This window comes from Shewanella cutis, assembly GCF_022410515.1.
Lineage (GTDB): Bacteria > Pseudomonadota > Gammaproteobacteria > Enterobacterales > Shewanellaceae > Shewanella > Shewanella cutis.
The window spans coordinates 1-8,208 of record NZ_JACSDI010000036.1; the positions used below are offsets into that span (position 1 = coordinate 1).

Here is an 8,208-nt window from a genome sequence, read left to right on the forward strand (position 1 = left end):
TCAGCCGCAACTTAGGTTGCGGCTGATTATGAAGCCCTTGAAAGATCGTTGAACTATTTAAAACGATCTGCATTAAGTCATACACTGGGCTTTTTCATTTGATGAGGCGATAAAGACTGATTAGTCTGCCCAGCGAATATGGGTGACTAAACTGTGGCTCTCGCCGGGAGCCAGCGTTAACTTATCTTCAAGCACATTGGCGGCCTCGAGACACACCATGGTCAGATAGTCATCGTCATTAAAGCGGGCAAGACGGGTCGATTTTTCAATCCAAGGGTTCCACAGCACGGCCGAGTGGCTATTTTCACGGCTCACTTCAATCACACCTTTGGGCGTATGTAAGTGTTGTACTGGACCTAGGTTGGTGTAAACGCGGTCGGTTTCGCGGTCAAATAACACGTCATCTGTGGTTTGCGGGTATGGGCCTTCAGCAAACTCAATATATTGAGCACCGCTAAATCCTGTCGCTTTAAGCTGGTGAATATCTTCAATCGGAAAATAGCTGTGTAGCGCTTGAGTGAGGCTCACGGGTACATCACCAAGGTTGGTATTAACCAAGCTGATACTTAAAGTTTCACCTAAGGTAAACAGTACGTTGACACGCGTATTGTGCGGCCAAAAGACCTGATCTTCTTCACTGATGGTTAAGCTGAAACGCAAATCCACCAGTTGATTACGCATCTCAACTGATTCCAGCGTCCAAACTCGGGTGCGAGCAAAACCATGTTGTGGAAAATTAGCTTGGTTGCTCATACCAAACCAAGGCCAGCAGACGGGGACGCCACCACGGATCCCATTACCGGGTTGATAGTCATCTGCCGAAGATACCCATAGCAAGGGCGGCTTACCGACAGGTTGAAAATGGTCGATTTGCGCGCCCTGTAAAAAAATTCTCGCTTGGCATAATGCAGTGTTCACTTCGACATAATCGAGCCCATTTGCGTGTTTTTTGGTGGTAACTGAACCCATAGCAACAATATCCTCAACCTGATGACGTATCAGCAATACAGACACTTAGCTTACAAACTTTTGCACTTGAGCATAAGCCTTTGTTGCGATCAATTTACGGTTTTGCTGTTCGATTGTGCAAACAAAAGTCACTGCACAGAGGCTCAGATGCTTCCTTTTTCAACAGATTTAGCTAAAGTGGTCAGAGCACTTCGTCCATTGCCATAAAACAAGAAAGGGAAGCGATTATGCCAGTCTATCAAGCACCACTGCGTGACTATCAATTTATCCTCGATGAAATGTTGCATGTTTATCAGCAAGATGCTCTAAAAGGCTTCGATGAAATCGATCCTGAACTGGTCGATGCCATCCTGCAAGGTATGGCGGATTTCAGCACTGAGGTGATGTTGCCATTAAATAGTATCGGTGATGTGCAAGGCTGCAAATTAGTGGAGGGTAACGTTGTGACTCCAGAAGGATTTGCCGATGCCTATCAGCAATTTGTCGATAATGGCTGGCCGACACTGACCTGCGATCCTGCATACGGTGGCCAAGGACTGCCCGAAGTGGTTGGGATTTTCGTCACCGAAATGCAAACTTCGACCAACATGGCCTTTGCTATGTATCCCGGACTTACCCATGGCGCTTACTCAGCCATTCATGCCCACGGTAGTGACGCTTTAAAACAAAAGTATTTACCTAAATTGGTGAGTGGTGAATGGACCGGCACCATGAATTTGACCGAATCCCATGCGGGAACCGACTTAGCACTGCTGCGCACTAAGGCCGTGCCAGCGGCGGACGGCTACTTTGCTATTACTGGCGAGAAGATTTTTATCTCCTCGGGCGATCATCCATTCACCGATAACATAGTCCACCTAGTCTTAGCACGCTTGCCCGATGCGCCCGAAGGCGTGAAGGGGATTTCACTCTTTGCGGTGCCAAAAGTGTTAGTCAACAGTGATGGCAGTTTAGGTCAAGCTAACAGCCTCTATGCCAGTGGTCTTGAACATAAAATGGGCATCCACGGTAACTCAACCTGTGTGATGGTATTTGATGGCGCACTCGGTGAGTTAGTGGGCGAACCCCATCAAGGGCTGCGCGCCATGTTTACCATGATGAACCAAGCACGCCTTGGGGTTGGGATGCAGGGATTAGGCGTGTCCGAAATCGCCTATCAAAATGCTTTGGCCTACGCCAAGGACAGATTGCAGAGCCGCGCTATTAGTGGGGCGAAAGCCCCTGAAAAAGCCGCCGATCCAATTTTGGTACACGGTGATGTGCGCCGCATGTTGTTATCGCAAAAGGCCTTTAATGAAGGTGCTCGGGCTCTCGTTGGCCAACAGGCGTTGTGGCTCGATGAGGCAGAGCGCCATAGCGATCCTGCAAAAGCCAAAGCGGCCTCGCTATTAGCGGCCTTGTTTACGCCAGTGGTGAAAGGTTTTATCACTAATCGAGGCTTTAATGCCTGCGTGGATGCGCAGCAAGTGTTTGGTGGCCATGGCTATATTCACGAGTGGGGGATGGAGCAATTTGTGCGCGATAGCCGTATCGCCTTGATTTATGAAGGCACTAACGGTATTCAGGCGCTCGATTTAGTTGGCCGTAAACTGCTGAGCGATCGGGGCGCGGCTATGCAGCAATGGTCTGCGCTAGTGACTGAGTTTATTCAATCACAGGGCAAAGATCCGCAAATGCTGCCCTATGTGAGTGGACTAATGGATTGCGCCACCGATTTACAAAAGGCGAGTGGTTATTTAGCGACCCATGCGGCGAGCAATCCCGACATTATCGGCGCCGCATCGATGGCGTATCTGGAGTTGTTCGGTATAACCGCTTTAGCGTGGATGTGGGCGCGTATGGCGAAGATTGCGCTAACTGCGCTCGCAAATGGCACGCAAGAGGCGCAGTTTTACCAGGCTAAACTGAAAACGGCGGACTTTTATATGGCGTATTGGGCCGTGCAGAGCCGCAGCCTGCGTAAACAGTTGGAGCAGGCGAGTGAGATGCTAACCACGCTTGATGAAGCTATTTTTTAAGTAATTACATCCGCAGTGTTATATCCAGTAAAAAACAACAATAAGCCAGCAAAGTGATGCTGGCTTTCTTATTGAGGCGGTATTCTGCAAAGCCAATGCAATTTATACCCACACATAACGAGTAGACTCTCTTTACAATTGCTATCAATCCTGACCGATGTAAATTCAAATGAGAATTATTGTCATCTAGTGATCAAACTTTATAATGACGGCACATTTTGATGATATGGGTAAACCACAGGTTTGCTCAAGGTTGGGGGACTTTGTGAAAACACGTTTTGCCTATTCAATACTAACGCTTGCCCTGATGCCGCATTTGGCCTTTGCAGCTGAGCCTAACGCTCAAGAGCGTAAACCCGAGCAAGAAAGTGCTTCAACGGCACAAGTTGCTATGCAAACCAACACGCAGGCCGAAGCACAAGCTGAGACTAAGGCGCCTGAGCGAATTGTCGTGCGTGGTCGCGCCATGCAAATGTACGTCGATAAAGAGACTGAAATCGGCACTAAAACGGCAATCAATGTGATGGAATTGCCGCAGTCAGTACAAGTGCTGACCGAGCAACTGATTGACGATCAAGCCGCCCGCAACATCACAGACTTATATCGCTCCATTGCCGGTGTAAGTGAATTTAGCTATTCCGGCGTGACCTTTCGTGGCTTTCGCGACGATGCCAACGTGTTTTACGATGGCGTGCGTGGCGACCCGTATTCAGGTTTTTCGGTGCCACAACTGTTCAACGTGCAGCGGGTTGAGGTATTAAAAGGTCCTGCATCGGCACTCTATGGCGGCGGTGAACCCGGCGGTATGATTAACTATGTGACGAAAAAACCGACCTTTGTTGAGCGTAAAGAGCTCACCTTAAGCACGGGTAGTTACGACATGATGGACGGCTCGCTGGATTTCACCGGCGGTTTAACTGAGGATTTAGCCTATCGATTGGGGGGCTACTATCAGCAGGAAGATAGCTTTCGTAACAATGCCGATAGTTTAAATGCCGAAGTGGCAGGTGGCTTACTCTATGAAATCAGTGACGATACTAAGCTCACCACCACATTCGATCTGATAAGGCAGGATTTGGGTGGTAATCGACTCCGTGGTGTCCCCGTGGATGATGCGGGTAATTTCCTTGTCGATCCTTCCTACAATGCCAACGAGAAAAGCGACTTCCAGAAAATGGATGCCTTGGTGTTACAAGCGATTCTCGATCATCAATTTAGTGATGATTTTTCGGTAAAAACTCAAATTCGTTACCTGAATAATGAATCCGATCAGCAATATCACGAATCCCGTGGCTGGGTTGATGTGAACGGTGATGGTAAGGCAAACAGCGCTGATGGCACCATCAAACGTGAATATCGTGTCCAAGCTCGTGCCAATGACGAAATCAGTTTAACCAACGATTTTGTTTATCGCTTTAATGCCTTAGGTTTTGAGCATGAGTTCCTGTTTGGTGGTGATTATCACTATGTCGAAACCGAATACCATTACAAGTTGGCGACCAATAAGGAAGGCGTGGGTAATCTGAATATCTTTGAGCTGAATTACGGAGAAACTAATCCGAGTACTTATCAGTTAAAAGACATGAATACCGACGGTACCCGCTCAAACCGTTTTGGTCTATATCTGCAAGAGCATCTGCGTTTCAACGAGCAGTGGTCTTTAATTGCGGGTCTACGCTTTAGCCAGTTTGATGATTACGATAAAAAGACCGGATTCTCCTTTAGCGATAATGCCATTACTCCAAGGGCAGGGCTGAATTATCGTCCAATCGAATCTATGTCTTTCTATTTGAACTACTCAGAGAGCTTTAATCCGGCATCATTGTCCGATCAAGAGAGCATTAAAAGTGACGGCGCACTCGATCCTGAAACTGGTAATCAGATAGAACTTGGGATGAAAAACGAGTGGCTCGATGGCCAGTTTATGACCACACTCGCACTCTATCGCATTGAAAAACAAAATGTGGCCCAGGCTAACCCTTTAGATACTGGGGATGACGATGGTATACCGAATTTAGTGAATTTTGGTGAAGTACGTAGCCAAGGGGTGGAATGGACGCTGGTGGGCGATCTTACGGATAACCTTACCGTGACCGCCAACTATGCCTATAACGATACCGAAGTGATTAAAGGCGTGACCAACGACAGCCTGACCAACACCTTTGGCGACGGCAAACACTTTGCCAATGCGCCGCGTCATCAAGCGGGGCTGTGGACGCGTTACGATATTCAAGCGATTGATTCGGCGATTGCTTTTGGGATGGACTATGTGAGCGAGCAATTTAGCCTTAATGGTCAAACGGTGAAACCTCATACAGTATTTGACATGAGCTGGACGACCCAGTGGGACCAAACCCAAGTGCGCTTAAATCTGAAGAATATCTTCGATAAGGAATATGCGGTCAGCGGATTTAGTGAGCGCAATGGCCATTTCCCCGGAGAGCCGCGCAATGTCACCCTCGAATTGACCCATAAGTTCTAGGGTAAAGCTTCCAAGTGTCATCTATGCCCGCGTGATGGTTCGCGGGTATGGATTTCATATGCAACGCATTGTATCTACAAGCAACTTTACCTATAGCTTTTAACTATGTATGCGAGTATTGCATTGTTGCTAAAGTGTTGTAATCCGCGCAAAACGCTTCTTACATTTATCGATTACAACAATAGATTCTATCCGTTTTTTACTGTGACAATCTTTGTTTAGACTGTGCTTATCTATTCTCCATTACGTCTTTGTTGCGATAAGGTCAGTTATGCCGCCGATTTGCCATATATCTTCTGTCTCTCAATCTGTTACCGCGCCGAAAGTGGCGTTAATTGCAGAAGGTGGTGGTCAGCGCGGTATTTTTACCGCAGGCGTACTTGATGCTTGGCTTGATGCGGAGTTCGACCCTTTCGATCTATTGATTGGTACCTCAGCAGGCTCGCAAAATTTGACTAGTTTTTTAGCTAGACAAAAGGGTTACGCTAAAAAACTCATCCGTGACTTAACGCGCCATAAACGCTTTTATCAACTAGGACGCGGTCTGATTGGCGCCAATGTGATCGATCTCGACTGGTATTTTGAGCAGACTCAACGTGGCAGCTTTAAGCTGGATTTAGCCGCGGCGAGTCAATCCCTCCGTGGGCGAGAACTTCTTATCACCACCACGCGAGTCAGCGATCGCCAAGGGTATTTCTTGAGCCCAACCAGCCATGAGCACTGGCGTGAACTACTAAAAGCCTCTAGCGCATTGCCTTTTTTATATAAACAAGGGGTGAAGTTAACGCCTTGGTTAGCGATTGAATCTGCTAATCATGCCGAAGTTATTGTTGAGCCAGAGCCGGATTTTTACCTTGATGGCGGCTTAGCGGCGCCTTTGCCCGTGCGAGAGGCCTATCAACGTGGTGCCCGTAGAATTGTAGTGGTCAGAACGGTGAATGAGGATTTTCAAGCCCAATCCGCTTGGGTACATAAACTCAAGTCGTGGATCTGCGTCTCAGGTTTTTGCCCTAAGACCATTGATTACTTAGTGCAGCATGAACAAGCCTATCAGGCCGAGCTAGACTTTATTGCCAATCCTCCCGATGATGTTGAAATTGTGCAGATTTTTGCAAAGTCACCATTACAGAGTAAGCTGTTAGGCAGCACAGATGCGGATTTACGGATTGATTACCAGCAAGGGATAAAGGCGGGGAAGGCGTTTCTTGCTGGGTTCTCTTGGCAAATCTCTAAGGCTAAAGATATGACGCCAGTTTTACCATTGGCAATTTCGGCCTAGATCATTGGTTCGCTTCTTCTTGAATCACTCAAGGTATTATTGCTCGGCCGTATTTTAGCTTGCTTGGCAAAGCTAAATGAATGGGGCAAAGCGTTAAAGGTAATAAAGCCACCCGAGGGTTAATGCCACTCGCTTAAGAGCGGGTGGCATTTTTACTTGGATATTTCACCGTTTTCTTTAGCACCACACGCGGGTAGCTAGGCCGCTTCCTCTTCGGGGGGAAAATCAACCTTTTGCCATTTTCCCTCAGTCGTTTTAAGTGCTGTGGGATCGCTCCAGGACTCCCTCTGTCGCTCCAACCAAACTCATCCTGGATTAAAAACAGGGCATTAATGAAACTTATCCTCTGTGGCTCAACTTTATGCTGCACTGCCATGGCTGCCATCTCTAGCCGAACAATATTGTAGGTCGTCAAGATCCCCCATAATTCTTGATACACCCCATCCTTCTTCTTGCTGCGCAGGACGGGTTTATTTTCCAGTTGATATTGCTTCAGCTCACCATAACCCCTCTCTATCTCCCATCGCTGCCAATACACCTTGAGCAAATCGTTCACTGGGTAAGTGTCGGGACATAGGCAGGACGTGATAAACCCTTTGATATCACCTTTGGGTGACGGAATAAGGATAAGGCGGGCTTGCCAGCGCTCCCCCAGATAAGGCGCTTGTTGTTTAGCTTGGGGTGATACCGGCATCTCAACCAGATGGTCATACTCTGAGAATGACTCGATAATTCTATAGCGGGTCTTAGACTTTATCGGGGTTAACCAATGGGTGTTTACACCGCTTCCTTGCCAGCTGATGAGCAATTCGGCAGACATAAACCCACGGTCAAACAACGTGAGCGAATGCTCGGGAGCTGAGCCAACCAATTGCTGTGCATAGTGAATTTCACTGTGGGTAACAGGCCCGAAAGCCGCATCAGAAAGTAAGTGGCTGCGAGTAGACATTAAGGTGACCGCCAGCACAGAGGGAAAAGAAGCCGTGCTTTGTGCAAAGCCAAAGTGATGGTTTTCTTCAGTGTTATGCGTCTTAAAATACGTCCCATCAACACTGAGCAATTTCAATCCCGCTATCTCATCAAATTCGCACAGTGTTTCCCACTGTGCAGCGGTTGTTTTGAACAGATAACGCATGGGCTCTGACCCCAACTTTTCTTTGGCTTTGATGATGCTACTGGTCGCCAGTGGCGGGAGGTCCCCCTTGGCGTCGGGAAACGCCAGTGAGAGCGTATCACAGACTTGCGGAATCGAGCGGTTACGCATCAAACCAATGCCTAGAACCAACCAAACCGCTTGCTCTGCAGGGAAACGGCGGGTTCGAAGTGATGCCCTGCCAGTTTGTTGCACAGCCTCAGCCACCCAATCCATGGGAACATGTTTGGCGAATACATCAATATCCTGCGATTGGCAAAATTCAGCAGTAACGAGTAGCTCTTTAGAAAATTCAGACATAAAAAAA

At 47.8% G+C, this 8,208-nt stretch carries 5 protein-coding genes; 3 read left to right on the forward strand and 2 right to left on the reverse strand.

All coding sequences use genetic code 11. The features are described 5' to 3' along the window. Positions 1-120: 120 nt before the first annotated feature. The gene (locus H9J30_RS21395) at positions 121-969 is read right to left on the reverse strand and encodes a D-hexose-6-phosphate mutarotase (protein ID WP_240132822.1); all 849 of its coding nucleotides are present in this window, start codon (positions 967-969) and stop codon (positions 121-123) included. A gap of 227 nt (positions 970-1,196) precedes the next feature. Between H9J30_RS21395 and H9J30_RS21400 the strand changes: the two genes are divergently transcribed. The 3 genes from H9J30_RS21400 to H9J30_RS21410 all read left to right on the forward strand — a co-directional run bounded on the left by H9J30_RS21400 (position 1,197) and on the right by H9J30_RS21410 (position 6,748). Beyond that, positions 1,197-2,987 (forward strand): acyl-CoA dehydrogenase C-terminal domain-containing protein, encoded by a 1,791-nt coding sequence (locus tag H9J30_RS21400; protein WP_240132823.1) that lies wholly within the window; start codon positions 1,197-1,199, stop codon positions 2,985-2,987. Between the two features lie 265 nt (positions 2,988-3,252). Further along, entirely contained in the window at positions 3,253-5,469 is a 2,217-nt protein-coding gene (locus H9J30_RS21405; protein ID WP_240132824.1) for a TonB-dependent siderophore receptor, read from the forward strand. A 271-nt stretch (positions 5,470-5,740) separates the two neighbouring features. Further along, positions 5,741-6,748 carry a patatin-like phospholipase family protein gene (locus H9J30_RS21410; protein WP_240132825.1) on the forward strand — a complete coding sequence of 336 codons (1,008 nt, stop codon included), beginning with the start codon at positions 5,741-5,743 and terminating at the stop codon, positions 6,746-6,748. 133 nt (positions 6,749-6,881) lie between these two features. Here the strand turns inward: H9J30_RS21410 and H9J30_RS21415 are convergent. Further along, positions 6,882-8,208, reverse strand: a 1,327-nt coding sequence (locus H9J30_RS21415; protein ID WP_240132826.1) for an IS4 family transposase, incomplete at its 5' end; no start/stop codon positions are given.